General features: G+C 68.7%; 21 protein-coding genes. 12 read left to right on the top strand and 9 right to left on the bottom strand.

Annotated elements, in window-relative coordinates; translation table 11 throughout:
• Nucleotides 1-18: 18 nt before the first annotated feature.
• Both Pth03_RS14805 and fxsT read left to right on the top strand, forming a co-directional pair.
• The gene (locus tag Pth03_RS14805) at nucleotides 19-1,314 is read left to right on the top strand and encodes a TIR-like protein FxsC (RefSeq protein ID WP_308442349.1); all 1,296 of its coding nucleotides are present in this window, start codon (nucleotides 19-21) and stop codon (nucleotides 1,312-1,314) included.
• Nucleotides 1,311-5,243, top strand: coding sequence for an FxSxx-COOH system tetratricopeptide repeat protein (gene fxsT / locus Pth03_RS14800; protein WP_203944817.1), 3,933 nt, complete (start codon nucleotides 1,311-1,313; stop codon nucleotides 5,241-5,243). Before Pth03_RS14805 ends, fxsT begins: the two co-directional genes overlap by 4 nt.
• On the opposite strand, the gene Pth03_RS14795 is transcribed toward fxsT, so the two are convergent.
• Nucleotides 5,212-6,129, bottom strand: coding sequence for an alpha/beta fold hydrolase (locus Pth03_RS14795; RefSeq protein WP_203944816.1), 918 nt, complete (start codon nucleotides 6,127-6,129; stop codon nucleotides 5,212-5,214). The two genes, fxsT and Pth03_RS14795, sit on opposite strands and share 32 nt — an antisense overlap.
• 218 nt (nucleotides 6,130-6,347) lie before the next feature.
• Between Pth03_RS14795 and Pth03_RS14790 the strand changes: the two genes are divergently transcribed.
• The 5 genes from Pth03_RS14790 to Pth03_RS14770 all read left to right on the top strand — a co-directional run bounded on the left by Pth03_RS14790 (nucleotide 6,348) and on the right by Pth03_RS14770 (nucleotide 10,745).
• The gene (locus tag Pth03_RS14790) at nucleotides 6,348-8,033 is read left to right on the top strand and encodes an NAD-binding protein (protein ID WP_203944815.1); all 1,686 of its coding nucleotides are present in this window, start codon (nucleotides 6,348-6,350) and stop codon (nucleotides 8,031-8,033) included.
• A gap of 68 nt (nucleotides 8,034-8,101) precedes the next feature.
• Nucleotides 8,102-9,115 (top strand): DUF418 domain-containing protein, encoded by a 1,014-nt coding sequence (locus Pth03_RS14785; protein WP_203944814.1) that lies wholly within the window; start codon nucleotides 8,102-8,104, stop codon nucleotides 9,113-9,115.
• Nucleotides 9,093-9,836, top strand: coding sequence for a carbon-nitrogen hydrolase family protein (locus Pth03_RS14780; RefSeq protein WP_239119041.1), 744 nt, complete (start codon nucleotides 9,093-9,095; stop codon nucleotides 9,834-9,836). Before Pth03_RS14785 ends, Pth03_RS14780 begins: the two co-directional genes overlap by 23 nt.
• Before the next feature lie 10 nt (nucleotides 9,837-9,846).
• Nucleotides 9,847-10,305, top strand: a complete 459-nt coding sequence (locus Pth03_RS14775; protein WP_239119040.1) for a hypothetical protein — start codon at nucleotides 9,847-9,849, stop codon at nucleotides 10,303-10,305.
• A complete protein-coding gene (locus Pth03_RS14770) occupies nucleotides 10,302-10,745 on the top strand; it encodes a hypothetical protein (RefSeq protein WP_203944812.1) in 444 nt (147 codons plus the stop codon). Before Pth03_RS14775 ends, Pth03_RS14770 begins: the two co-directional genes overlap by 4 nt.
• On the opposite strand, the gene Pth03_RS14765 is transcribed toward Pth03_RS14770, so the two are convergent.
• The 3 genes from Pth03_RS14765 to Pth03_RS14755 form a co-directional block, all read right to left on the bottom strand.
• A complete protein-coding gene (locus Pth03_RS14765) occupies nucleotides 10,724-12,214 on the bottom strand; it encodes a carboxyl transferase domain-containing protein (protein WP_203944811.1) in 1,491 nt (496 codons plus the stop codon). The two genes, Pth03_RS14770 and Pth03_RS14765, sit on opposite strands and share 22 nt — an antisense overlap.
• Complete coding sequence (locus tag Pth03_RS14760) at nucleotides 12,211-13,395, bottom strand: CaiB/BaiF CoA transferase family protein (RefSeq protein WP_239119039.1); 1,185 nt, start codon at nucleotides 13,393-13,395, stop codon at nucleotides 12,211-12,213. Before Pth03_RS14760 ends, Pth03_RS14765 begins: the two co-directional genes overlap by 4 nt.
• Before the next feature lie 129 nt (nucleotides 13,396-13,524).
• The gene (locus Pth03_RS14755) at nucleotides 13,525-13,680 is read right to left on the bottom strand and encodes a hypothetical protein (RefSeq protein ID WP_203944809.1); all 156 of its coding nucleotides are present in this window, start codon (nucleotides 13,678-13,680) and stop codon (nucleotides 13,525-13,527) included.
• A gap of 162 nt (nucleotides 13,681-13,842) precedes the next feature.
• Between Pth03_RS14755 and Pth03_RS14750 the strand changes: the two genes are divergently transcribed.
• Nucleotides 13,843-15,876: a hypothetical protein gene (locus Pth03_RS14750; protein WP_203944808.1), complete on the top strand. Its 2,034-nt coding sequence runs from the start codon at nucleotides 13,843-13,845 to the stop codon at nucleotides 15,874-15,876.
• 8 nt (nucleotides 15,877-15,884) lie between these two features.
• Here Pth03_RS14750 and Pth03_RS14745 read toward each other — a convergent pair whose 3' ends face one another.
• On the bottom strand, nucleotides 15,885-16,310 hold the full coding sequence (locus tag Pth03_RS14745) for a hypothetical protein (protein WP_203944807.1): 426 nt from the start codon (nucleotides 16,308-16,310) through the stop codon (nucleotides 15,885-15,887).
• A gap of 162 nt (nucleotides 16,311-16,472) precedes the next feature.
• Between Pth03_RS14745 and Pth03_RS14740 the strand changes: the two genes are divergently transcribed.
• Entirely contained in the window at nucleotides 16,473-16,775 is a 303-nt protein-coding gene (locus Pth03_RS14740; protein WP_203944806.1) for a hypothetical protein, read from the top strand.
• 28 nt (nucleotides 16,776-16,803) lie between these two features.
• Here the strand turns inward: Pth03_RS14740 and Pth03_RS14735 are convergent, their stop codons facing one another.
• The 3 genes from Pth03_RS14735 to Pth03_RS14725 form a co-directional block, all read right to left on the bottom strand.
• Nucleotides 16,804-18,627, bottom strand: coding sequence for a hydantoinase B/oxoprolinase family protein (locus Pth03_RS14735; protein ID WP_239119038.1), 1,824 nt, complete (start codon nucleotides 18,625-18,627; stop codon nucleotides 16,804-16,806).
• A 53-nt stretch (nucleotides 18,628-18,680) separates the two neighbouring features.
• A complete protein-coding gene (locus Pth03_RS14730) occupies nucleotides 18,681-20,723 on the bottom strand; it encodes a hydantoinase/oxoprolinase family protein (RefSeq protein WP_203944804.1) in 2,043 nt (680 codons plus the stop codon).
• A 71-nt stretch (nucleotides 20,724-20,794) separates the two neighbouring features.
• Entirely contained in the window at nucleotides 20,795-21,472 is a 678-nt protein-coding gene (locus Pth03_RS14725) for an SRPBCC family protein (RefSeq protein WP_203944803.1), read from the bottom strand.
• A 351-nt stretch (nucleotides 21,473-21,823) separates the two neighbouring features.
• On the opposite strand from Pth03_RS14725, the gene Pth03_RS14720 reads away from it, so the two are divergent.
• The 3 genes from Pth03_RS14720 to Pth03_RS14710 all read left to right on the top strand — a co-directional run bounded on the left by Pth03_RS14720 (nucleotide 21,824) and on the right by Pth03_RS14710 (nucleotide 24,664).
• A complete protein-coding gene (locus Pth03_RS14720; protein ID WP_203944802.1) occupies nucleotides 21,824-23,212 on the top strand; it encodes a cytochrome ubiquinol oxidase subunit I in 1,389 nt (462 codons plus the stop codon).
• A 9-nt stretch (nucleotides 23,213-23,221) separates the two neighbouring features.
• A complete protein-coding gene (gene cydB, locus Pth03_RS14715) occupies nucleotides 23,222-24,196 on the top strand; it encodes a cytochrome d ubiquinol oxidase subunit II (protein ID WP_203944801.1) in 975 nt (324 codons plus the stop codon).
• Between the two features lie 93 nt (nucleotides 24,197-24,289).
• Complete coding sequence (locus Pth03_RS14710) at nucleotides 24,290-24,664, top strand: winged helix-turn-helix transcriptional regulator (RefSeq protein ID WP_203944800.1); 375 nt, start codon at nucleotides 24,290-24,292, stop codon at nucleotides 24,662-24,664.
• Between the two features lie 5 nt (nucleotides 24,665-24,669).
• On the opposite strand, the gene Pth03_RS14705 is transcribed toward Pth03_RS14710, so the two are convergent.
• Nucleotides 24,670-25,428, bottom strand: a complete 759-nt coding sequence (locus Pth03_RS14705) for an SDR family NAD(P)-dependent oxidoreductase (protein ID WP_203944799.1) — start codon at nucleotides 25,426-25,428, stop codon at nucleotides 24,670-24,672.
• Nucleotides 25,429-25,603 lie beyond the last annotated feature (175 nt).

Raw genomic sequence — 25,603 nt, 5'->3', positions numbered from 1 at the left:
TAATTATCCTATAGTTGGGTGATCAGGCGGGGTTCGTGGGAGGTGCGAGTGCCGAGTGCCTCGGGTAGTGAAGAACATCTCCCATATTTCTTTCTCAGCTATGCCCACACGCCCCGTCACAAGCCCGAGGACAAAAATCCCGACATGTGGGTAGAGAAGCTCTATCACGAGCTCTGCCGGGAAGTTCTCCAGCACACATCGTTACCGTCGGGTGCGCGGCCCGGGTTCATGGACATCGAGATACCTCCCGGCGCCGAGTGGGACCGGCGCCTCGCCGAGGAACTCGCCACGTGCAGGGTCTTCGTCCCTCTCTACTCCCGGCGCTATTTCCGCAGCGAGCAGTGCGGCAAGGAGTGGGCCGCCTTCGACCTGCGCCGCCGCAACAACGTGGAGGGACGGCAGGGACTCCCCGAGGTCATCGTCCCGGCGTTCTGGATCCCGGTTCCGGATTACGAACTGCCCGACATGGTGAAGTCCATCCAGTTCACCCATCCCGACCTGGGCACGCACTACGTCGAACGCGGTTTCTACGGCATGATGAAGATCAAGAGATTCCGCGATCACTACAAGTCCGCCGTGGACGCCCTGGCCCACAGGATCATCGAGGTCGCCGAGGGCGTACGGCTCCCGGCCAGCGAACCCTGCGACTACGCCGCGATCAAGAGCGCGTTCAACCGGGACGAGCAGCGCAAGTTCCAGATCACCATCGTCGCCCACACCGCGGAGTCCCGCCCCGTGTACCGGCACGACAGGTACTACGGCGGATCCCCCCTGGACTGGAACCCCTACCTGCCGTCGAGTGACAGGTCCATCGCGGAGACCGCATCCGAGATCGTGCGCGAACTCGGGTTCGAACCCGACGTGGGGACCTTCGCCGATCACCGCGACGAACTCATCAACGTGGCCTCGCCCTCCTGCCCCGGACTGGTGCTCGTCGACCCGTGGGTCGCCACCGACCAGCATCATCGGCAGCTGCTGCGCGAGCTCGATCAGGCGAACAAGCCGTGGGTCGGCCTCGTGATCCCGTGGAACGAGACCGACGTACAACTGGCGGACGCGGCGACGGACCTGCGCGACGAATTGCGCACCACCCTGCCACGGAAGATCGCGCAGGGCCGCCTCGCCTCGAGGAAGGCGGTGCACGGCATCCATACGCTGGGCGAGTTCGAGACCTCGCTCAGGCCTGTGGTGCAGGAACTGGGCAGCGCCTATCTCAGGCATGTGCAGACCTTCCCACCGGAGATGTCCGGCACGGAGCATCCGTCGAAGCCGTCCATACAGGATGATCAGCAGGGTCAGAGGGGGATGACATGACAGAGGATCGAAACGGGCAGATCATCACCTTCTACAGCTTCAAGGGTGGAACCGGGCGCACGATGGCCCTGGCCAACACCGCGTGGATCCTCGCCTCGAACGGGCATCGTGTGCTGGTGGTGGACTGGGACCTGGAGTCGCCCGGCCTGCACAAGTTCTTCCGCCCGTTCCTCGACCAGGCGATGATCACCGGTACTCCCGGGGTGATCGAGCTGATCTCCGAGTTCGCGTGGGCCGCCGTCGAGAAGAAGGCGCGACCGGCGAACTGGCACCTCGAATACGCCAAGGTGCAGCAGCACGTCGTGTCGGTCGAGTGGAACCACTTCCCCGAGGGCGGAGCGCTCGACTTCCTCTCCGCCGGACGGCAGAACCGCGACTATTCATCGCTCGTCTCCGCCTTGAACTGGGACAACTTCTACGAGCGTCTCGGCGGCGGCCCGTTCTTCGACGCGCTGCGCGAGGACATGCGGGCCAACTACGACTACGTGCTCATCGACAGCCGCACCGGCCTGAGCGACATCGCGGACATCTGCACCGTGCACTTCCCCGACATCCTCGTGACCTGCTTCACCTTGAGCGATCAGAGCATCGAGGGGGCCGCGAAGGTCGCGACGGACATCGCCGAACGGTACGGCGAGCGCCGCATCAGGATCCTGCCGATCCCCATGCGGGTCGACGACGCGGAGAAGGAGAAGCTCGACGCCGGACGTGCCGTCGCGCGCACCCAGTTCGAGCGCTTCCCCGAGGACATGACCCGCGACGCGATCCACGCGTACTGGGGTGCGGTGGAGATTCCGTACAAGCCCTTCTACGCCTACGAGGAGACTCTCGCGGCGTTCGGGGACGCGCCCGGCTCCCCCGCCTCGCTGCTGTCGGCGTACGAGCGGCTCGCGAACTTCATCACGAAGGGGCGGGTGAACTCCCTGCCCGCGATGGACGACGACCTGCGGATGAGCTACCGGGAGCTGTTCATCCGCCGCAGGCCGACCGTCTCCACCGACATCTACCTGAGCTACGTTCCCGACGACCGCCTGTGGGTGGACTGGATCACCTCCGTCCTGACGGGGGCCGGTTTCCGGGTGCACCCTCACAGCTCGACCGGCGAGCAGGATGAGACCGCCCCCGTGAGGGGCGCCGAATCGGCGGCACGGACCCTCGCCCTGCTGTCCCCCGCCTACCTGCGCTCCTCCCGGATTCGCGAGACGTGGCAGACGATGTCGTCGGTCGGTGAGCTGTCCAGCTCGCGCAGCCAGCTGATCCCCATCCGGGTCGCCGACGTGCGCATCCCCATGCCGTACTCCGACCCGGCGCCGATCGATCTGGTGCGGCTCGACGAGAGCCAGGCGACCGCCGCCCTGCTCCGGGCGCTCGACCGCCCGGTCACCATGACCGATCCCGTGCCGGGCACCCCGACCCCGCGCTTTCCCGGCATCCAGCCGGCCGTCCTCAACCTGCCGACCAGGAACACGACCTTCACCGGCCGCGCCGAAGTGCTGGAGCGGCTACGCGCACAGCTCGTCGGAGGCAGCCAGGCCATCGTGACGCAGGCGACGGCCCCCCAGGCGTTGTACGGCCTGGGCGGTGTGGGCAAGACCCAGCTCGCCATCGAGTACGCGCACCGGTTCATGACGGACTATGACGTCGTCTGGTGGATCTCCGCCGAGCAGGCCGACCTCCTCAACAACGCGATGGCCGAGCTGGCCGAACGGCTCGGCATCCGGGTCGGCGACAACGTTGCGGACGCGGCTCAGGCGGCACGGGAGGCGCTGAGGAGGGGCGAGCCGTACGGACGCTGGCTGCTGATCTTCGACAACGCCAACGACCCGAACGATCTGAGGGACTACCTTCCCGGCGGGACGGGCCACGTTCTGATCACGTCACGCAACCAGACCTGGTCGCAGGTGGCGGCGCCGCTCGAGATCGACGTGTTCACCCGTGAGGAGAGCCTGGAGCATCTGCGGCGCAGGGTCACCGAGCTGAGCCCCGCCGACGCCAACCACGTGGCGGAAGCCCTCGGAGACCTCCCGCTGGCCATCGAGCAGGCCGGAGCGTGGCTGCAGGAAACGGGCATGCGGGTGGACGAGTACGTGGAGAAGCTCTCCCACCAGCCCGCGCAGACCCTGGCGCTCGGCGACACCCCCACCTACCCGACTCCGGTCGCCGCCACGTGGAACGTGTCCTTCCAGCGGCTCAGTGAGCGCTCTCCAGCCGCGGTGCGCCTCCTGCAGCTCCTGGCGTTCTTCGCGGCCGAGCCGGTGTCGTTGTCCATGCTGTACGGCGACGAGACCGTGCGCTGCCTCGTGCCGTACGACGACTCGCTGCGCGAGAAGATCATGATCGGCCGGCTGGTCCGGGAGCTGAACCGGTTCGCCCTCGCCAAGGTCGACCAGCGCGACAATACCGTTCAGGTGCACCGGCTGGTCCAGGCGGTGCTGCGCGACCAGATGAACGCCGACGAACGCGAGGACACCGTCCACGACGTGCACCGCATCCTGCTCGGCGCACGACCGCGCGAAGGCGACACCGACGACCCCGAGAACTGGCCGCGGTACGACGAGATCTGGCCGCATCTGGCTCCCTCGCAGGCCGAGACCTGCGACGAGGAGGAGACCCGACAGCTTCTGATCGAGCGCGTCCGCTACCTCTGGAAGCGCGGCGAGTTCAACCGCGCCCTCGACCTCGGGCACCGGCTCGAACGGCTGTGGATCGACAAGCTGGGCAACCTCGACCGGCAGACGCTGTACCTCCGCTTCCACATGGCCAACATCATGCGCCAGCAGGGCAACTACCAGGAGGCTCGCGACCTCGACCGCGCCGTCCTCGAGGACCAGCGCAGGGAGCTTCCGAATCCGCACCCGCACACGCTGATGACGGCGGCCGGTCTGGCCGCCGACCTCAGAGCGCTCGGAGACCTGCAGGATTCCCTGCGCATGGAGTGGGAGACCTACAACCAGACCAAGGAGCTCTTCCTCGACGACCACCCGCGCACGCTCGCCGCGGCCAACAACCTGGCGGTCGCGATGCGGCACGTGGGCGACTTCGGCGGCGCGCGCCGGCTGGACCAGGAGACGCTGGACCGGCGCAGGGCCGTGCTGGGGCCCGAACACCCCTACACGTTGTTCTCCGAGAACAATCTCGGTCTCGACATGCGGGAGGCGGGAGACTACTCCGCGTCGGCGGAGCTCCTGCGCAGCACGCTGGAGAGCTACGAGCGCATCCTCGGCCCGGACCTTCCCGACACGCTGCGGACCGCGCGGAGCCTCGCGGTCTCGTTGCGGCGGGCGGGGCACCTGGCCGAGGCCAGGCTCCTGACGACGAAGACCTACGAGCGGTACATCCAGCGGTTCGGGCCCGACTCACCCGACACGGTCGCCTGCAAGGTCAATCTGGCCTCCGATCTGGCGGTCGACGGCGAGACCAAGGAGGCCATCCGGATCGCGTCGGAGGTCGTGGCCGCCTACGAAGGGCAGTTGGGCCTGGACAACCCCTACACCCTGATCGCCACCAACAACCTCACCATCTACTACCGGGAAGACGGCGACCTGGCCAAGAGCAAGGAGCTCGCACTCGACACGCTCAGCCTGTTCCGGAGGGAGCTGGGCGCCGATCATCCGTTCACCCTGGTGTGCGCGATGAACGTCAGCAACATCCTGAGCGACGCCGAGGAGTACGAGGAGGCCGAGGCGCTGGCTCTGGAGACGCTCGAGAAGATGAGGAAGGCCCAGGGTAGGTACCACCCCTACACCCTGCTCTGCGAGGCGAACCTCGCCGTCACCCTGCGCGACGCCAGACGGACCGACGAGGCTCGCGAGTTGCGCGAGCCCGTCCTGGTCCATCTGCGCCGCACGCTGGGTGAGGCTCATCCCTTCGTGAAGTCGGTGCTGGACTGGAAGCGCGTCAACCTTGACCTTGAGCCGCTCCCCTGGTGACCGGCGACGACCGGTCGCCGGAGATCAGCCAGGGCAGCAGGTCGGGCAGCACGTGCAGGGCATGGAAGTGGGCGGCGCCGCGTTGGATGGTCATCTTGGCCGTCGGGATGCGGGCCGCCAGCCAGCGCGAGTGGCTCACCGGCGAGAAGACGTCGTCCTCGCCATGCCACAGCACCGTGGGGACGGTGATGTCGGCGGGATCGAACCCCCATGGCGAGCAGAAGGCCATGGCGTCGTCGATCCAGCCGTCCGGCGAGGTGCGGAGCGCCTCCGCGTAGTTCTTCAGCAGCATGGTCCGGATGCCGGTGTCGGCGACCACGCGCCTGTCGGCCTCGGTGAGCTCGTCGTAGAGATCGTCCATCAGCCGCACCGGATCGTTCCTGATCTCCAGCGCGGCGGGCTCCAGGCGCGCGGCGAGCCGGGCCCGCCCTTGCATCGCGGTCATGTACTCCGCGATGTTGCCCTGGGTCATGCCGTCGAACCAGTCGAGGCCCTCCGCCTCCTGCGGGGCCAGCCCCACCAGGACAGCGGCCTTGGTCACCCGATCCGGCATCAGCGCCGCGCACGCCAGGGCGTGCGGGCCGCCGCCGGAGCGGCCCACCACGGCGAACCGTTCCAAGCCGAGGTGGTCGGCGATCGCCGCCACATCGGACGCGACATCGCTCACCTTCCGGCCGGGATGGCGATCGGAATCGCCGTATCCCGGCCGGTCATACGTGATGAGACGAACTCCGAGCCGGTAGAGCAACGGCTGCCTCGGCAGCGGGCCCACTCTGCTGCCCGGCGTTCCGTGCAGCAGAAATACCGGCTTTCCACCATCGATCTTTCCCCGTTGCGCGATCGCGAGCCAGCGCTTACGATCCGCCGAGCGTACGCCCTCCGTCAAACGCCTCTGCCTTCCCGCGGCGATGTTCCGAGGATCTCTACTTAAGCATCCTCTCAACCGGGACTTCCGAAAAGAGCCACCGAGGGATCTTTCCAACAAAGCTGGACTCCCAGTGCTATTTGCCGCCTTAGGCGCGAACGGGTCTAGATCATGCCGTTGGAACGCGTTACTTTCCTAGAAGCGGGCCCCGTTCGTGTCCCCGAGAGAGAAGAGAGTGGATGCCGTTTTCCGCGACCTCAGTGGTACGGGCCACGTTCATAACTCTCGGGCTGCTGGCCCTGGTGACCGGTTATTTCGGGCTGAGCGACTATTGGGGCAACCGCTCGCCCATCACCCCTCTTGATCTTTTTTATTGGGATTTGCAGCTGTTCGTCATCGACTCCGGCGCCCTCGGCGACCCGGAGAAGCTGCCCGCCATGCTGGAGTTCGCCAGGTTCGCCGCGCCCGGGGTCACCGTCTACACCCTCGTCGAGGGCGCCCGCCTCCTACTGGCCTCGGAGTTGCTCCGCATACGGGCCCGCGAGTCCAGGGACCACGTGGTCGTCTGCGGGTCAGGGGCGGTGGCGATCGCCCTGGTCGAGAAGCTCCGCCGGTCGAACGAGCGCATCGTGATGATCAGCCAGACGCCGACCACGCCGCTCGGCGACAACAGGGTGCTGCACGTCAGCGGCGACGCGCGGAGCCCGTCCACGCTGCGGGCCGCCGGGGTGCCGCGCGCCTCAGTCCTGTACGCCTGCGAGGCCGACAGCTCCGCGAACACGGCCATCGCGCTGGCCGCGCACAGCCTGCCCCGGTCGGGACCGCGGCACCCGCTGTCGGCCTACGCCCACATATCCGATCCGGACCTGTGCGCGGCGCTGCGGGCCCGCAGGCTGAGCCTCGCCGGCCGGCCGCCCCTGCGCCTGGACTTCTTCAACCTCGACGAGCTCGCCGCCCGAGTTCTTCTGGAGCGGCATCCGATCGTCAACGACCGGCCCATCGTGGTGCTGGGGCTCGACGCGTTCGGCCGCAGCCTCCTCACGGAGATCGCCAGACGGCGGCGGCTGCAGCCGGCCCGGCCCCGCCGCCTGCCGGTCACGGTGATCGACACCGACGCGCGGCAGGCCGTCGCCTCCCTGTGCCGCAGGTTCGAGTTCATCACCGAGGCGTGCGCGGTGACCACGCACGACGTCGCCCCCGACGACCTGCCCCTCACCGACCTCCTGCCCGGGGAGACGCCCCAGCGGGTGTTCGTCTGCTACGCCGACCAGGACGTGGCGCTCAAGGTCGCCCTCACCTCGCTGCGGCTGTGGGGCTGCGGCCCCGGCTCGCTGGTCGTCCGGGTCGACCAGGCGGCCACGTTCAGCAGCGCATTCGACGACGTGCGACTGCTCGAGAGCCTGTCGGGAGCGCTGCGCATCTTCGCGATCAACGAGGAGGCGGGCGATCCGAGGCTGATCACCGAGGACATCGTGGAGACGCTGGCGCGGGCCATCCACGACAACTATCTGATCGTCAACGCGACCCGGAACACCACAGAGTCGGTGAACACCTCGATGGTCCCCTGGGAGCTGCTGCCGCCGCGTCTCAAGGCCGCGAACCGGGCGCAGGCGGAGGACATCGGCAGGAAGCTGGCCAGCATCGGGTGCGCGCTCGCTCCGCGCGTCGAGCCCGACCTCGCCTTCGCCTTCAAGGACCACGAGATCGAGAGCCTGTCGCAGATGGAGCACGAGCGATGGCTCAAGGACCTGATCAAAAACGGCTGGACGTGGGGTCCGCTCAAGGACCCCATCGCCATGCACCACCCCGATCTCGACAGCTGGGACAGGATCTCGCCCGAGGCCAAGGAGAAGGACCGCGACACCGTACGGAGCCTGCCGGGCATCCTGTCGAGCGCCGGCTTCCAGATCGTGCGCATCAGCTGACGTCCGTCCGCCACGCGGCCGGCGGCCTGGCTTTGATCACCGGTGCGCGGCGTGGTGGACTGGCCACCATGGACGGCTCCCCGGCGCCCGGGCGCATCCACGCCCTCGACGCCCTGCGTGGTCTGGCGATCTGCGGGATCATGCTCGTCAACACCTGGCAGCACGCCCTCAGCTATCGCCGGTCGACCGACATCGACTGGGTGATGGGCAACCTCTTCCAGAGCCGCTTCTATCCGATCTTCTCGTTCCTGTTCGGCGTGGGATTCGCGCTGTTCCTCCGCTCTGCCCGGTCCCGTACGGCATGGCCCCGGGTGGCGTTGCTGCGACGGCTCGCCGTGCTCGCGCTGATCGGCCTCGTGCACTCCTGGGCCAATCCCGGGGAGGTGCTGCTGCCGTACGCGCTGCTGGGGGCCACGATCCTGCTGCCGGTGAGCTTCCTGCCTGCGCCGCTCATCCTGCTGATCGGCGTGGGCGCGACCGTCCCCGCCATCCTCACCGGCGAGCCGTACGTGCTGATCGCCGCGCTGTTCCTGCTCGGCATGGGCGGGGTCGCCTACGGCGCGGCCGTACGGCGGGCCATGCCGGCGGCCTTCGTGGTGGCGGCGGTGCTCGACGCGGCGCTGACCTGGTGGTGGAACCACTCGCCTCCCGGCGGCGGCGTGTATCAGGCCGGGGCGCTGTGCGGGGCGGTCGCCTACGGCACCGGCTTCCTGCTCCTCGTGCGGAGCACGGCCTCGAAGACCGCTGTGCGGCGCACGACGGTCTTCGAGGCGCTCGGCCGGATGGCCCTCACCAACTATGTGAGCAGCACCGCCGTCATCCTGGCGGCGGCGCCGCTGCTGACGGCCGACGGCACGGGCGTGGCCGTCGTGGGCGTCAGCGCCGCCACGCTCGCGGTGCAGGCGGCCTTCAGCCGGTGGTGGCTCGCCCGCTACCGGTACGGCCCGCTCGAATGGGTCTGGCGGTGCCTCACCTGGTGGGAACCGGTGCCCAACAGGCAGACTGGGACGCGTGATTCGAGTAGCCCTGTGCCAGATCCCCGTCGACCACGATCCGAAGGTGAACCTCGAGACCGTCCGTGAGGCGCTCGCCCGTGCGGAGGAAGCGGATCTGGCGGTGTTCCCCGAGGCGACGCTGACCAGGTTCGGACGCGGCGTGGCCGACGCGGCCGAGCCGTTGGACGGGCCCTTCGTGACGGGGCTCGCCGAGGCGGCCCGCGAGCACGGCGTCGCAGTGGTCGCGGGCGTCTTCGAGCCCGCCGGAGACGGCAGAGTCGCCAATACGGCCGTCGCCGTCGACGCCACGGGCAGGATCGCCGGGTCGTATCGGAAGATCCACCTGTTCGACTCGTTCGGCGCCCGGGAGTCGGAGCTGGTCGCGCCGGGAGACGATCCGGTCGTCGTCGAGGTCGCCGGCCTGCGGCTCGGCCTCGTCACCTGCTACGACATCCGGTTTCCCGAGCTGACCCGCGAGCTGGTCGACCGGGGGGCCGATGCCTTCGCCGTCATCGCGGCCTGGGGCTCGGGGCCGATGAAGGAGGAGCATTGGGTCACGCTCGTCAAGGCGAGGGCGGTCGAGAACACGACGTGGACGATCGCGGTCGGCCAGGCGCCCAACCCCGCCGCGGGGGACGGGTTCGGCGTCGGGCGCAGCATGCTGGTCGACCCCATGGGCGTCGTACGGCACGACCTCGGGCCGGGGCCTGCCGTACAGGTCGGGGAGATCGACCCCGCCCTGACGGAAAGTGTGCGCAGGACCCTTCCATCACTGGAACATCGACGGCTTGGAGTCACCAGATCGTAAACTTGGCCCCATGAGCGAGCCGGGACACAGGACACAGATGCAGAAAGTGATCCCGCCCAGGCTGCTCGTCCCCTACCTCGCGGGCAAGCGGACGATCATCTCGGGATACGTGTACCGGGTGCAGGACTGCGGCCGGCTCACCACTCCCCAGTCGCTCGTCGAAGCCCTCGACCTGGGCTTCGACGGATCGGAGCTCACCCGGGACGTGCCCGAGCTGTACGTCATGCGGTGGTACGCGCGCGACATCGACACCTACGTCGTGCCGTACGGCCCGCACATGGGCGGCGATTGGAGCGATTCACCGCCGTTCACGGGCAACGGGTTCACCACGTCCCGCGAGCACGTGGTGCCGCAGTTCCAGACCATGCCGATGCCGATCCCCGCAGGAGCCGAGATCGTCCATCTGACCAAGGCCGGGGAACGGTCCTTCGCCGGGTACGACGGACTGACTTGGCGGCCCGCGTCATGACGGGCATCGAACCGGTCGGTCTGGGGTTCGTCGCCCGCCATCGCGGCCAGACCTACGCCGCGGCGATCGGGCCGGACAGCGACGACGTCGTGCTGTTCAGCGAGGCTCCCGAGGAGGGGTTCGCGAAGGCGGGCGGCTATTGGCGGCTGAGCGTGCGCCGCTCCGACCTGGAGGAGCTCACGCTGCTTCGTACGGTCGGCGCGTTCGGCGGGGAGCCGTGCCTGGTCCTGGACGAGGACGACGGCGGCGACGGCTCCGACGAAGGCGGTCTGCACATCGCCTACACGGGCCACAGCGGTCAGAAGGCGGAGACGCTCGGCTACTGGCTGGTCGACCACGGCGCCTACGAGGTCGTGGTCCCACGTGACGAGGTGCACTCGATCAGGGTCGAGCGGGTGCCCGTGCCCACGACCGCCGATCAGCAGCCCAGCGACCGATAGCGCGACAGCCGCGCGGCAAGCCGGTCTTCGGCAGGCCGGCCGAGCAGGCCGATGATCTCGTATTCGAGCGTCCTGGCGACCCGCCGGCAGAAGGCGGCGGGCTCGTAGGCCGCGTCCGGGCGTTCGGGGACGATGCGGTCGACCAGGCCGTCCCTCTTCAGGTCGGTGGCGCCGACGCCCTGCGCGCGGGCGATCTCGGGGGCGAAGTCGACCGTACGGTAGAGGATCGCGGAGGCTCCCTCGGGCGGCAGCGGCGACAACCAGGCGTGCTGGGCGGACACCACCCGGTCGGCGGGCAGCAGCGCCAGCGCCGCGCCTCCCGCACCCTCGCCGAGCAGCAGGCACACGGTCGGGGCGTCCAGCATGACGAGATCGGCGAGGGAACGGGCGATCTCGCCCGCGAGGCCGCCCTCTTCCGCCGCCTTCGACAACGCGGCGCCCGCGGTGTCGATCACCGTGACGAGGGGTAGCCCCAGCTCGGCGGCCAGGCGCATGCCTCGGCGCGCCACCCGCAAACCGGCAGGCCCGAACGCAGCCCCGGCCCGCTGCCGCGTGCGGTCCTGGCCGAGCACGACCGCGGGAGCCGTGCCGAACCGGGCGAGGGCGAGAGTCAGGCCGGGCTCGTACTCCCCGGCGCCTGTGCCGTTGAGCGGCGTGACGTCGCGGGCGCCCAGCTTGAGGAGGCTGCGCACGCCCGGCCGGTCGTCGCGGCGCGAGCGCATGATCGCATCCCACGCCTCGACGGCGCCGTCGGCCTCTTCCGGCTCGGGCCCGCGGGAAAGGCCCGTTTTCGGCGCGCACAGGACCGTCAGGGCTCTGATCGCGATCTCCCTCGCGTCCTCCGCGGAGACCACGGCGTCGACCAGGCCGTGGGCGTACAGGTTCTCGGCGACCTGCACGTCTTCGGGGAAGGGATAGCCGTACAACGACTCGAAGACGCGTGGGCCGAGGAATCCGATGAGCGCGCCCGGCTCCGCCGCGGTCACGTGGCCGAGCGAGCCCCATGAGGCGAACACCCCACCCGTGGTGGGGTGCCGCAGGTAGACGACGTACGGCAGGCCGGCCTCGCGGTGCCGCACCACCGCCGCGGTGATCTTCACCATCTGGACGAAGGCCAGCGCCCCCTCCTGCATGCGGGTGCCGCCGCTCGACGGGGCGGCGAGCAACGGCAGTCGCTCGGCGGTGGCCCGTTCGATCGCCGTGACCAGCCGCTCCGCGGCGGCCACGCCGATGGACCCGGCCAGGAAGGAGAACTCACCGGCCACGACCGCGACGCGGCGGCCTTCGAGCGTGCCCTCCCCCGTGATCACCGCCTCGTCGTATCCGGACCCCGCACGGGCGGCGGCGAGTTCCTCCGCGTACTGCGAGCCGGGCTCTGCCCGGTCGACCGGTGGTTCGTCCCAGGACTTCCACGAATAGGCGTCGAGCACCCGGACGATGAGGGCCCGCGCGTCCGGGCGGGGAGTCATCGGCCGTGCTCTCGCTCGCGCTCGTCGAGCCAGGTGAGGACCGCGTCCTGGTCCTGGCCCAGGGCCGGAGGGGCCGTGTGGCCCGGCATGCCGTCCCCGTCGAAGCGCAGGGGCGAGCCGGGAAGCTCGATCGGCCCGAGCACGGGGTGGTCGACGGTCACGACCAGGCCCTGAGAACGCACCTGGTCCCAGGAGTAGACCTCGTCGATCGAGCGGATCGCTCCGGCGGGCACGCCGAGCGCGCCGAACTCGGCCAGCCAGTGCTCCCGGGTGTGCGCGGCCAGGGCGTGCTCCATGTCGGCGATCAGCTCCTCCCGATGCGCAAACCTATCCCTATTTGTCGCATATTTCGGGGTATCGGGGTCGATATATAGCACCTTGGCCGTCTTGCGCCACAGGCCATCGTTGGCGACCGCCAGCTGGATCATCCCGTCGGCGCAGTGGAAGGCCCCGTAGGGCGCGATCGACGCGTGGTGGTTACCGCCCGGGCGGGGCACCGATCCCCCGACCGTCCAGGCCGTCCCGTGATAGGAGTGCACGCCGACGACGGAGGCCAGCAGTGACGTGCGCACCACTCTGCCCCGCCCTGTGCGCTCCCGTTCGTACAAGGCAGCGACCACGCCGTATGCGCCGTGGATTCCGGCGAGCAGGTCGGCGATGGAGGCCCCGACCCGGTACGGCTCGGCAGTCGAGGGGCCGGTGAGGGACATGAGACCGGCCTCGCCCTGGGCGATCTGGTCATAGCCCGGCCTGCCGCCCTCCGGCCCGTCATGGCCGAACCCCGTGATGGACAGAATGATCAGGCGGGGGTTGAGCTCGTGCAGCCGCTCGACCGAGAACCCGAGCCTGTCGAGCACGCCCGTGCGGAAGTTCTCGATCAGCACGTCGCTCTGCCGTACGAGCCTTTCGATCAGTTCGCGGCCCTCGGCCGACTTCATGTCGACGGTGATCGACTGCTTGTTGCGGTTGGCCGCCAGGAAATATGTCGAAATATCGTGTTCTGGGCCGACGAAGGGCGGGCCCCATCCGCGCGATTCATCGCCGGACGGTTGCTCGACCTTGATCACACGGGCGCCGAGATCACCGAGCATCTGCGCGCCGTGCGGGCCTGCCAGAGCGCGCGACAGGTCGAGGACGACGACCCCGCTGAGAGGTCCCTGGTCGCGGAGAGGCTGGTCCACGGTCAGCTCCATGAGATAGATCCGGTTTCACCGCAAGCCTGCCAGGTGGTCCGGTCCGTAATCCACCGGGAGGCGCCTCCCGCCGCCAGGTGACCTCATGTTCGCGGGCGCCGTCGTCACACGCCCGGGTCAGCGCGGGGTTTTGTGCCCGCGCAACCGATCCATGAACCGCTGCATGCGCTCCTTGTTGCGCGGGTCGCGGGCCATCGACTTGGCCTTCTCGGTCATTCGCTTGCCTTCGGGGCCGCGGAGGTACTGCTTGATCCGCTCGACGATGTTCGCCATCTTCTGGTTCACCACCCTTGCCTCGCTTTGTCACTAGTCGGCTACCCAGGGATGTCACCTCCAATCACCAGACGGCACCTGGCACAAGCCATACGGTTTGCGGAAGATGCCCGTCCGCACCCCTGTGCACCGCGTTACGTTGGCCGCGAAGGGGTGATCAATATGGGCGGAGAACCGTCGGGCACCGGACCGCTTTCGCCGGATTTCGTGGGAATCGATCCCACCCTGATGAGCCGCTTCATCACCGAGATGGAGCACGCCCGGGGGGTCGTCGGCGAGCGCACAGAGGCCGTCCGCCGCGTCTTCGCCGCCAACGGCGTTTCAGCGGCGTCTCTCGACCCCATCGGCGAAGCCGAGAGATGGATCGACGACAAGCTTCCCGAGTTGCGCACGCGACACCGGCTGACGACGAGCATCTCGTCGCTTCCCGCCTGGGACCCCACTGCCCCGGGCAGGCTCGTGCCGTACGAGGAGAAGTCGATTCTTCCCGTCGCGGAAGCCCGTCGCCTCGGCGCCGAACTCGCGCTCAAATATTCAAACGCGTCTCGAATTGTCCCGGCAGGCGATAAGAGCTACCAGGAGATCGTGGACGCACTCACCGCCCACGTTCACGACTCCGAATTCGCAGCGGCCTTCTTCGCCGGGCTTGGCCTGCGACAGACGCTGGAACTCCCACAAGTACTCCTTCGGGCCCTGGTAGAGCGCCACAAGGCCGCCATCGACGTGATCAGCCAGGCATTCGGCACAGCAGTCAGCGCCGGAGACACGACTGGGGATTTCGCGGCGATCCGCAATGCGATGAGACACCGGCTGGCAACTTCTGAGAGGCAAGGACTGGGAGACCTGTTGTCGGCGGGAAGTTTCCCCACCGAATGGCTCGCCGACGTCGTCGCCGCCCAAGTGCTCGGAAGTGAGGACCTGGCTGTAGGGACTTCCCCCAGACGCTTCGAAACCGCCGATGCCACCATGGGGCTGTCTCTTGCCCCCTATCTCAACGCTCTGGCCCGGGATCCGTCCGCTGCGCGTCTCGCAATCAGCGCGGTCACTCATGGCAGTCCTCGAGCAAGGAACAGGCTCAGCGAAATGCTGTTGCCCAATCCCGCACTGGCGGACGGCCGGCCAGATCTCGTCACGATCCTCGGAAACCTCGACGGACGAGCAGCATTGGACCCCACTGCGTCCGACGCGTTCGGACGATTGCTGGCGTCGGCGTCCGGTGCCTACGACGAGTCAGACGGCCGCCACTCCGACGCGGCCGCGCGTTTCACCTTCAACCTCATAATCGCCGCAGGTGCCATCGAGTTCGCGCCTCCGGCACGAGTGCATCTGGCCGAGATCGCTGGATCCTACGCGACCGAAATGACCGAGGGAGCCAACCTCGGCGACGACAACCAGTTCCTCCCAAGCGCCTTTGAACCCGTCGCGTCTCGCCTTCCGGGACTGAGGCCGATGTTCCGGCTGAGCCCGGAGCACACCTACAAGTTCATCAGGACTTTTGCCGACACCTCCGATCATCGGCTGCCGTTCGACACTGGAATGGGAAACCTCACCCGGCGCGTGCTCGACGTCGGCGTACCCACCATGCTCGAAAGCGAGGACCCTAAACGGCTGGATGCCACGTTCTCCGCGCTGGGCAACATACGCGGAATGGAATTGGGCGCAGCCGCGGAACACGCCGAAGCCATGGACGAAATTGCCGAGCGAGAAAAAGACGGCCAAGACTGGGCTTTGGGCGTGGCCTTCGGACTAGCCGGCTTCGTCATACCGGGAGGAATGACGGGGGCAGCCCTGTGGACAGCATTGACCACAGGGTACGACACCTACGACACATTCAAGCCGAACCCGGAGACTAATACTGATAAGCTCAGCAAGATAACCCTCCAGGAGGATTTCGGACGCCGACGTGTCATCGCCCAGTTGCTGATGGACGCGGGTGCCACCCCGAAAGTCTCCCCTCGGGACTATCAGGCCTTGAATCCATCGGCGACAGCCATCGCCGACGCGGACGGCAGGCTGATTCCGTTCCCAGAGATTTCGAAGTCCACCGCAGGCAACCTGTTCACCGTAGACGAATGGCTCATAGCTAACGGAATGGGGAAAGATCAATTTAGTTTAGGCGAATCCGTCAGAATGCTCTCGGATACTTTCGGCGGCAGCAGGATCGCGGGCGGCAACTGGAGAGCGCTATCTCAATGACGGAGGAATCATGACGAGCGGAGACACTGCGTTTCGCCGCTAACTGCGTAGATCCCAGCGGCCGATGAATCAAGAGTCAAAATCGTCGCGGTCGATTCGTTCACGACACGAATCGGCGAGTCGGGCGTCGAAGTTCCGACCGTCTGATAATGGCCGACACGGCTCAATGCGCCCAACATCGCTGTACGCAGAATGTACGGCTCAGTCATGCGGGAACCGTCGGTTCCTGTGGCGGCAAAAGTCTGCTTGGCCTTTCCGTCTCCGCAGGGGATGTCCTTGCCGCCGGGGTCAGTGACAGTCACGTCTCGTGCGTCGCGTTCCTTCAGCAGTTGCAGAATGTCACTCTTCAGGGTCTGGCCGGCTTGGGCGGCGGTGGGGCCGTCATCGGAATCACAACCGGCGAGGACCAGCGACACCAGGACCACCACGGCCATGAATGCGCCACACGATCGTCCTCGGCCCAGCGATTCCCGCATCGTCTTCGCCTCCACACGTGGCAGTGATCGGTACCAGCCCACATAATCTCAACGAGAACCGCCGCGCCACCGGAGTATCCGTACGGACACTGAAATCACCCTCCCGGCAGGAGCCCCGCGTTGCCCATCGACGACGACCTGGTGCCCAATCCGAGGTATCAGGACCTGCAGACGGCGCTGACGGCCGTACGCGAGCACCTGCACGTCCTGGAGACGGCGCTCGATCAGGCCTGCGCGACGTTCGCGGGCAATCCCGTATGGGTGGGGCCGACCGCCCGGGCGTTCGGCGAGGAACTGCACGAGCGCCGGGCCCGGATCAGGACGACCGCCCACCGTGTGCTCGCCGAACTGGAGGCGGAGTTGCGTGCCACACCGCGCACGGTCGCCAAATCGGCCGCAGCGGCCATGGGCGGCTGGTCCTGAAGACGTCCGCCGAAGACACGGGCTCCAATCACATGATGTCGACGTCGGCGTGGGGGCGGCCTCCGGACAGGCGAGGGTAACCGGGCCCGCGGTCGAAGAACGTCCGCGGCCGTGCTCGCATGGCCTGCCGCAGCCGCCTGGTCTCCTCCTCGTCGACACGAAGGTCGTCGCGGGAGCCGTACAGCACGACGCCATACTCGTCACGCGCGGCCTCCAGGGAGACCTTGCCGTCACGGACGTCGACGGCCACCAGAGCGGGCTCCCGATCGTACGGCGAGCCCCAGCCGCCGCCTCCCGTGGTCCTGACGCGGATGATCTGCCCTTCCTGCACTGGGAAGTCGTCGACGAGGCCGTCCATCTCCTGCCCGTCGACGGTGACGACGAAGGGGCGGCCGGCCTGGCCGCCGTTCACGCCCCAGCAGGCGAGGATCGACCGGTCGGCGATGGACATGAACGACGCGTCGCGCAGCATGCGGATGTGCTTGTCGTAGCCGAGGCCGCCGCGGAACTCCCCCGCGCCGCCGCTGTCGACGGCCAGGCCGAGCCGCTCGACCCGGAACGGCCAGCGGGCCTCGGCGAATTCGACGGGGATGTTGCGCGAGTCGGGAACGACGTGGATGGTGTCCTCGCCGTCGGCGTACCAGCGTCCGCCGGATCCGCCGCCGAGGACCTCCCGCATCAGGTACGGACCCTCGTCGGAATCACCGTAGACGCCGGTATAGCGGATGGTCTCCTGGTCGGCCGGCATGCGTCCGCCGGTGGCCTTGGCGAGCACGCCCGCCAGCACCCCCAGCAACCGAAGGATCACGAACGTGCGGGCGTTGGTGGGCGCCGGGAAGATCGGCGTCAGCAGTGTGCCCTTCTCGGGGAACACCATCTTGATCAGCGGGACGACGCCCTCGTTGACGTCCAGCTCCGCCATGCGCTCGGGCGTGTCCGCCAGGTTGCGCAGCACCGGGGCCAGCCACTTCTTGAGGAAGACACCGTCCGCGTAGTCGCCCGCATGGTTGATCGGGCCCTTGGCCTGGGGCGACGTGCCGGTGAAGTCGATCGTCAGCGGCGCGTCCGCCGAGTGGTCGACGGTCAGCGTGATCCGCTGCGCGTGCAGCCGGGGCTCGTCGACGCCGTCGTGCTCGGCGTAGTCCTCCCAGACGTGCACCCCCTCGGGGATCTTGGCGAGGAGCTCGCGGCGGAAGGTCTCGGTCGTCTTGGAGATGATCGCGTCGAAGCACGCCTCGACGGCCTCCCGCCCGTACCGGTCGAAGATCTCCCCCAGCCGGCGGGCGCCCATCAGGCAGGCCGAGCACTCCGCGTCGAGGTCGCCGGCGAGCGAGTCCGGCATGCGGGAGTTGCGCGTCATGATCGTGAGGGCCGCCCTGTTCGGCACGCCCTGGTCCCACAACTTGATCGGAGGGACCATCAGGCCCTCCTCGAAGGCGCTGCGAGCGTGCGAGGGCATCGAGCCCGGTACGGCGCCGCCGATGTCGTCGTGGTGGCCGAACGCCTGGACGAACGCCACGACCTCCCCCTGGTGGAACACCGGGACGGTGACGCACAGGTCGGGCAGGTGGCCGATGCCGCCCTCGGACAGGTAGACGTCGTTGTGGAAGAACACGTCGCCCGGCCGCATGGTCTCGATCGGGAAGTCCCTGACGACCGGCTGCACCAGCGCCGAATAGGACCTTCCGGTCAACTTGCGCAGCCGTACGTCATGGATGCCGGCGCGGAAGTCGTGCGCGTCGCGGATCATCGGGGAGCGGGCCGTGCGCGCGATGGAGGTCTCGACCTCCATCTCCACCGACGCGAGCGTCCCTTCGACGATCTCGACGAGAATCGGGTCCACGGTGGTCACGGGTCCTACTCCCTCGTTCGCTGCGTCAGGCTCGCTCCGGTTCACGGGCCGGCTCATCGGTCGCTCACCACCACGAGGTTGCCGTATTCGTCCACGGTCGCCGTGAAGCCCGGATGCACCGGGATGGTCGAGCCGTACTCCTCGATGACCGCGGGGCCGGTCACGACGGCACCGGCACCGAGATCGCCCCGGCGGTAGACCACCGTGCGGCTCCATCGTTCGAAGAACACGTCCCGGGTCGCGACCGGGCTGGGCTCGTCGGCCTGGTGCGGCAGGCGCGCGATGGCGGGGCGGATGATCGGCCCGATGCCGGAGACGCGGAGGTTGACCCATTCGACGGCGTGGCGGGGGTCGCCGCGGTAGCCGTACCCGTAGAGCTTGTGGTGGGCCTCGTGGAACCGGTCGGCGACGGCGGCCCGCCAGGCGTCGTCGATCCGGCCGTCGGGGGCGGGCACCCGCACCTCATAGGCCTGGCCGTAGTAGCGCAGGTCGGCGCTGCGGGCGTACACGTGGCCGCTGAACCCTTCGCGGTCGAGCGCGGCGGCGGCCTCGTCCTCCAGTTCGGCGAAGATCTGCTCCAGCACCTCGGCCGAGGGGTTCCGGGAGACGTGGGTGCGCACGTAGTCGTTCTTCACGTCCACGGTGAGCAGCCCGAAGGCCGACACGTTGCCGGGGTTGGGCGGGATGATCGCCGCGCGCAGGCCGAGCACGTCGATCAGCCGGCAGGCCAGCAGCGGTCCCGAGCCGCCGAAGGCGATCATCGGGAAGTCGCGCACGTCGAGGCCGCGCTTCACGGTGATCTGACGGATGGCGTTGGACTGGTTGAAGGCGCTGATCTCGAGGATTCCGGTCGCGCACCTCTCGGGCGTGAGGCCGAGCTTGCCCGCGAGGGTCTCGATGCCCGCCTTCGCGGCTGACGCGTCGAGGGGGATCTCGCCGCCGAGCAGGTGCGGGGGGACCCGGCCGAGGAACACGTGGGCGTCGGTCACGGTGACCTCGGTGCCGCCCTTGCCGTAGCAGATCGGCCCGGGGTCGGCGCCGGCGGACTTGGGGCCGACCTTCAGCGTGCCCTCCGGGGAGATCCACGCGATCGAGCCGCCTCCCGCGCCGACCGTCACGATGTCGATCATGGGGATCTTGCAGGGGTAGCGGCCGATGTTGCCCTCGGTCGTCTGGGACGGCTCGCCGTCGACCACGACGGCCACGTCGGTCGAGGTGCCCCCGCCGTCGAGGGTGATGACGCTCGGGTGGCCTGCCGTACCGGCGATCAGGGCCGCGCCGAGCGCCCCCGCGGCGGGCCCGGACAGCACAGTGGTGATCGGCTGGTGGACGACCTCCGCCGCCGACAACACCCCTCCGTTGCTCTTCATGACCGAGAACGACCGGCCGAGCCGGTCGGACAGGCTGCCGATGTAGCGGCGCATGATCGGCTTGACGGCGGCGTCGACGAGCGTGGTGACCGACCGCTCGTACTCGCGGTATTCGCGCAGGACGTCGCTCGACAGCGACACCACGGCCTCGGGGTGCTCACGCGCGATGACCTCGCGCATGCGCCGCTCGTGGCCGGGGTTGGCGTAGGAGTGCAGGAAGCAGACGCCGATCGCGGTGACCCCGCGGTCGCGGAACCACCGCGCGACCTCGGCCGCCTGTTCCTCGTCGAACGGCCTGACCTCCCGCCCGAGGTGGTCCAGCCGGCCGCCGACGGTCTTCACCCGCTGGACGGGGACGATCCGGGACGGCTTGACCCAGAAGTAGGAGTTGCCGTAGCTGTCCGGCACGCTCTGCCGGGCTATCTCCAAGATGAACTCGAAGCCCTCGGTGGTGACGAACCCCAGGTGGGACGTGCCGTCGGGCCTGTCCTCCAGAAGCTGGTTGGTGGCCACGGTCGTGCCGTGCACGATCGCGGCCACCTCGGCGAGGTCGTCGATGCCCTGGTGCCTGTCCAGCACCTTGTGCACCCCTGCCATGAACCCGTCTGCGGGGTTGGCAGGGGTCGAAGGGGTCTTGGTCGTGACGATCTCACCGGTCTGCTCGTCGACCAGGACGACGTCCGTGAACGTGCCCCCGGTGTCGATCCCGATACGGACGCTTCCCATGTTCCCGTGTTTACCGATCGAATCCGGCGCACCGAACCGGCGCACTCTGCCGAATAATGTGCCTCACGTCGTCAGACCCTGCCACCTCGCCGGGAACGCCCGAGCAGCCAGCCGATCACCGCGCTGCCCAGGGCGATGCCCGCGCCCATGCCGAAGGCCGCGAGCAGCGGCCACGCGGGCGTGCCCGTCTGCTGCGGCTCGGGGGCGGGGCGGGTGAAGACCTGGGGAGCATGCCCGGCCTCCTCCGCACGGAGTACGGGCACGGCCGCCGCCTCGGGTACGGCAGCCGCCTCGGGAGCCGCGGGGGCAGGCCCGGACAGCAGATGCCGCTCGACGGCGGAGAAGAACTCCCCGGCCGTCCTCTTGGCGACCGAGCCGAGCATGCGCTGACCGACACCGCCGATCATGCCGCCGACGACGGCCTCGGCGTCGTAGTCGACGCGGGTGCCGCCCTCGGCCTCGCTGAGCCGTACGAGGACGGTGGCCTCGACCGTGCCGGGGGCGCCCTGACCGCGCGCCCTGAGCACGAAGCTGTCCGGCTCGTGCTGCTCGGCGAGGGTGACCTCGCCCTGGTAGACGCCCTTGATGGAGGCGACGCCCGCCGAGACGGTCATCTTGTAGGCGTCCTCGCCGGTCTCCTCCAGACGTTCGCAGCCCGGGATGGTCCGGACCAGGACGCCGGGGTCCTGAAGGGCGTCCCAGACGCGTTTGCGTTCCGCTCCGAGCACTGCGCTTCCGATGACTTTCACTGGCCACCTCCGATGCCGAGCACACTAGACAATCGCCACGAGCGGGGAGAACGGCAACATCTGCCTCCTGCCCTTCCCGGGATTACGCAGATGTTCACACGTCGCCCGCGGGGCGTACGGGGGGATCAACCATGCGGTGGATGCCCCGTGCCGCCGGGCTCGCCCACCATGGTCATGTGCGTGCCGGGGGACGCGCCTCGCTCGTGAAACCACCTGATATCACGGGCCTGGCGACGTTGTGACATAGATCGCACATCCTCCCCGGCCCGCGCCGACCAATTGCTCTACGGCTTGTAGTACTACTTGAAGTAGAACTACGGCTTGTAGAGCTCGGGCACCCGCGAGGGGAACATGGACGCACTGGACCTGGCACGGTGGCAGTTCGGGGTCACCACCGTGTACCACTTTCTGTTCGTACCCCTGACGATCGGGCTCGGCGTCTTCGTCGCCGGGCTGCAGACGGCCTGGCTGCGCCGTACGCGCAAGGGGCGGGAGGCCGACCACCTCCTGCGGCTGACCAAGTTCTTCGGGAAGCTCTTCCTGATCAACTTCGCGATGGGCGTGGTCACCGGGATCGTCCAGGAGTTCCAGTTCGGCATGAACTGGAGCCAGTACTCGATCTTCGTGGGCGACGTTTTCGGGGCTCCGCTGGCGATGGAGGCCCTGCTCGCGTTCTTCCTCGAATCCACCTTCCTCGGACTGTGGATCTTCGGCTGGGACCGCCTGCCGCGGCGGCTGCACCTGGCCTGCCTGTGGGCCGCCGTCATCGGCTCCAACCTGTCGGCGTACTTCATCCTCGCCGCCAACGCATGGATGAAGCACCCCGTCGGCTACCAGGTGATCGACGGCCGGGCCCGGATGACCGACCTGTGGGCCGTGCTCACCAACTCGACGGCGCTCGCACAGGTGCCCCACGTGGTCGCCGGCGCCTTCATCGTGGCCGGAGGCTTCGTCATCGCGGTCAGCGGCTACCGGATCCTGCGCGAGGGCTCCCACGGCACGGCGGGCATGTGGCGGACCAGCCTGCGCGGCGCTCTGGCCATGACCGCGCTCGCCGGCGTCGTCGTGGCCGGCACCGGCGACCAGTCGGCCCGCCTCCTGGCCGAGCAGCAGCCGATGAAGCTGGCCGCCGCGGAGGGCCTGCGGCACGACACCTCGGGCGCCTCCTTCAGTGTCGTGCCCGGCGTCGAGGTGCCCCGCCTGCTCAGCCTCCTGGCCGCACACGACCCGGACGCGCGGATCCAGGGCGTCGACGACATCCAACGGCGCTACACGACCGCCTTCGGTCCCGCCGACTACACGCCGAACCTGCCGGTGGTCTTCTGGTCATTCCGGGTGATGATCGTTTTCGGCATGGCGACGGTCGCGTTGTCGGTGCTCGGATTGTGGCTCACCCGCCGGCGCAACCGCGACGCTCCGACGCCGCGATGGTTCGCCCGCCTCGGCGTGCTCGCGCTCCCCCTGCCCACCCTGGCGATCGTCGCCGGCTGGCTGCTCAGCGAGATCGGCCGCCAGCCGTGGACCGTGCAGGGCGAGCTCATGACCGCAGCAAGCGTGTCGCCGGGGGTGAGCCTGACCCAGGTGGCGATCACCCTCGCCGGCTTCACCGCGCTGTACGGCGTGCTCGCCGTGGCCGAGGCCGTGCTCCTGGTGCGCCACGTCAAAGCCGGCCCCGAACCCCTCCAGGCGGAGCCGGCCCCCTCCGACGAGGTACGGCTCACGCCGACCCTCATGTACTGAGGAGCTCAGATGACGCTGACGACGTTCTGGTTCATAGCGATCGCGTTCCTCTGGACGGGCTATTTCGTCCTGGAGGGCTTCGACTTCGGCGTGGGGGCGCTCATGCCCCTCCTGTCGCGCTCCGAGGCCGACCGCAAACAGGTCATCTCCACGATCGGGCCTGTCTGGGACGGCAACGAGGTCTGGCTGATCACCGCCGTGGGCGCGATGTTCGCCGCCTTCCCCGTGTGGTACGCCCACATGCTCAGCGGCTTCTACCTCCCCGTCTTCCTGGTGGTCGCCGGTCTCATCGTGCGCGGCGTCGGCCTCGAATGGCGCGGCAAGGTGTCCCCCGGGCGGGAGTTGGCGCTGTGCGACGCCGGCATCGTGATCGGCAGCCTCCTCCCCGCCTTCCTGTGGGGCGCGATCTTCGGTCACATGCTGTACGGCACCGCCATGGCGACCGTGGTGGGCGGCGCGTTGTCGTTGTCGGTCTCCACCCTCCACGGGGCGGTGTTCGTCGCGCTCAAGACGACCGGGCCGGTCCGCGCCAGGGCCAGGCGGGCCGCGATGCTCGTGTCGGCGGCGGCGATCCCCCTCGCCGTGGTGGCCCTGCCGTCCATCCCCGGCTCCACGGCCCTGGCCGTACCGGACCTGAGCGCCTCCCCCTGGTCGTGGGTGGCGGCGGTGGGCGCCATGGCGGCGCTGGCGGCAGGGGTCGCGCTGATCTGGCGGCGCAGGGAAGGCTGGGCGTTCGCGGCCACCGCGAGCGCGGTCGCGCTGACGACCGCGGCCCTGTTCGGCGCCCTGTGGCCCTCCCCGCTGCCCGGCCTCACGGTCGAGGAGGCCGCGTCGGCGCCCTACACGCTGACCGTCCTGACGTGGCTCGCCGCCTTCGCCCTGCCCGGTGTGCTCGCCTACCAGGCGTGGACGTACTGGGTCTTCCGCAAGCGGCTGACGCGGGAACACGCGGAGCCTCCGCACGTCGCCCCCTCGAAGCCCTGAGCAGGGCAGAGGGAACAGCCCCGGGCGGAGGCCCGTTACACCCAGGTGCGCACCACCGACCACGACCATCTGCCCGCCCGTGGGAAGGCCCCGATGACGGACGTCGCCGAAGCCGATTCACCGGCCTGCACCTATGAGCTGGTCCGCAGCGTGCTGGACCGGGTCGGCGACAAATGGACGGTCGTCATCGTCTGCGAGCTCGGCAACGGCCCCCGGCGGTTCAACGAGCTGCGGCGCCTGGCCAGCCCGATCACCCAGCGGATGCTGACCGTCACCCTGCGCGGGCTGGAGCGTGACGGGCTGGTCAGCCGCACCGTGCATCCCACCGTGCCGCCCCAGGTGGAATACGCCCTCACCGGCGTCGGGCGCACCCTGCTCACGATCGTGCGGGACCTGGCCGACTGGACCGAGGCCAACCTCGACCACATCCGTACGGCACGGGCCGGCTACGACCGCGTCCAGGGCTGACCGCGCTACTTGGCAGTCACACCGCCGTCGATGGCGAGAGCGGCCCCGGTGATGTACCTCGACTCGTCGCTGAGCAGGAAGGCGGTGAACGCGGCGACGTCCTCCTCCTTGCCGATGTCCCCGCCCGGCTGCAGGTCCAGGAAATACTGCTCGACCGCGGGGTCGCGGGAGACTTCGCGCCAGAGCGGGGTGTCCACCAGCCCGGTCACCAGAGCGTTGACGCGCACCCCCTCCCGCGCGGCATCCAGCGCGGCCGACCGGGTGAGGCCGATGACCCCGTGTTTGGCGGCGGAGTAGGCCGCGACGTTCGGGTCGCCGACGACGCCGACCGTGGACGCGTTGTTGACGATGGCGCCGCCCCCCGACGCCACGATCGCGGGGATCTCGTGCTTGAGACTGAAGAACACGCTGCTGAGGTTCCGGTCGATCGTGAGCCGCCAGAACTCCTCGTCGATCTCGCGGATCCTGCCCATCGCGTTGCCGCCTCCGGCGTTGTTGAACGCGCCGTCGAGACGGCCGAACTCCGTCACCGCCGTTTCGACGAGGGCGGCGACCTGGTCTTCGACGGTGACGTCGGTGGGCACGAACACCGCCGTGCCGCCGACGCTCCTGATCTCGTCGACGACGACGTCACCGCGCTCCTTGTCGCGCGCGCCGACGACCACCTTCGCGCCCTCGGCGGCGGCCCTCAGCGCAAAGGCCCTGCCCATTCCCATCGTTCCGCCGGTGACCACGATCACCTTTGAGTCCAGCCGGTTGGCCATTTTCCGTTCTCTTCCTCGATGGCTTTGAGTGGCGCGCGAGCCGGCCTGATGCGCCCGTCCTTCACTGAACGGGCGGCCGGAATCGCGCGGATTCCGTACTCAAATGATCTGGAAAATGGCCGTTGACCTGCAAGAAGGCACAATTTTGTGCCCACGTTCCCTCACGGGAACCGCC

Origin of the sequence: Planotetraspora thailandica, from assembly GCF_016863335.1 — a bacterium.
In the GTDB taxonomy this organism is placed as follows: Bacteria; Actinomycetota; Actinomycetes; order Streptosporangiales; family Streptosporangiaceae; genus Planotetraspora; species Planotetraspora thailandica.
Note: the sequence above shows the minus strand (reverse complement) of the source record. Positions and strands in the feature narration are given on the sequence as shown.